This window comes from Segeticoccus rhizosphaerae (genome assembly GCF_009192725.1).
Classification (GTDB): Bacteria; Actinomycetota; Actinomycetes; order Actinomycetales; family Dermatophilaceae; genus Segeticoccus; species Segeticoccus rhizosphaerae.
Genome location: NZ_VOHR01000591.1, coordinates 1 through 1,119, shown reverse-complemented (window position 1 = coordinate 1,119; position 1,119 = coordinate 1). Strand labels below are relative to the sequence as shown.

The window sequence follows — 1,119 nt, the reverse complement described above, 5'->3', positions numbered from 1 at the left end:
GCGGGAGCCCAAGGAGGGCGACGGCTGCGCCTCGGACTGCGTCGAGGTGCCGCTGGCCGGAGCGTCGTGAGCCCCGCGTCGCCACCCGGGGTGGGCGCGGCAGCGCCCCCGCTCGCGCTGCAGGACGAACACGGTCAGCAGGTGTCCCTGGCCGACTACCGCGGCCGCAAGCACGTCCTGCTCGTCTTCTACCCCTTCGCGTTCTCCGGGATCTGCACCGAGGAGCTGGGCAGCGTGCGGGACGACCTCGGCCGCTACCAGAACGACCGCGTCCAGGTGCTCGCGATCTCCTGTGACCCCATGTTCACGCTCCGGGCGTGGGCCGAGCGGGAGGAGTTCGAGTTCCCCCTGCTCAGTGACTTCTGGCCGCACGGTGGGGCGGCCCGTGCCTACGGGGTCTTTCACGACCGGGGCGGCTTCGCCACCCGGGGGACCTTCCTGCTCGACCGGGACGGTGTGATCCGGTGGACCCTGGTCCACGAACCGGGTGAGGCGCGGGACCTCGCGAGCTGTCATCAGGCGCTGGCGGATCTGGGTTAGCCTGTGCCGCCGGACTTCCGATCCGCCGGATCGGTGCGCCAGGGCCTGTAGCTCAGTTGGTAGAGCACCGCGTTTACACCGCGGGTGTCGTCGGTTCGAACCCGGCCGGGCCCACGTGGACGATCTGACCCTGCGCGACTTCGTCGCCGCCCTCGAGGAGCTGTACCCACCGGACACGGCCCAGTCGTGGGACCGTGTCGGGCTCGTCAGCGGTGACCTCGACCAACCGGTGCGGCGGATCCACCTGGCCGTCGACCCGACGCTGGCCGTCATCGAGGAGGCGCGCGCCGAGGCCGCCGACCTGCTGATCACCCACCACCCGCTGTTGTTGCGCGGCGTGCACAGCGTCGCGACCACCAGCGCCAAGGGCGCGTCCGTCACCTCCCTGGTTGTGGGCGATGTGGCGCTGTATGTCGCGCACACCAACGCCGACGTCGCCTCACCCGGGGTGTCGGACGCCCTGGCCGCCGCCGCCGGCCTGGACGGCACGGAGCCCCTGGTGATGGAGGAGGGCCGCCCGCTCGGACGGGTCGGAGAGCTGGCCGCGCCCGTCACCCTGCGTCGCTTCGCCGAGCTGCT

Annotated in this window: 2 protein-coding genes and 1 tRNA gene; all 3 read left to right on the top strand. The window is 72.0% G+C overall.

Going from position 1 to position 1,119, the window contains the following annotated elements; genetic code table 11:
• Positions 1–540, top strand: a 540-nt coding sequence (locus FRW57_RS21900) for a peroxiredoxin (protein WP_338055403.1), incomplete at its 5' end; no start/stop codon positions are given.
• Between the two features lie 41 nt (positions 541–581).
• Positions 582–654, top strand: a tRNA-Val gene (locus FRW57_RS21895).
• Between the two features lies 1 nt (position 655).
• Positions 656–1,119: Nif3-like dinuclear metal center hexameric protein (locus FRW57_RS21890; RefSeq protein WP_203230492.1), on the top strand; the 464-nt coding region annotated here is incomplete at its 3' end.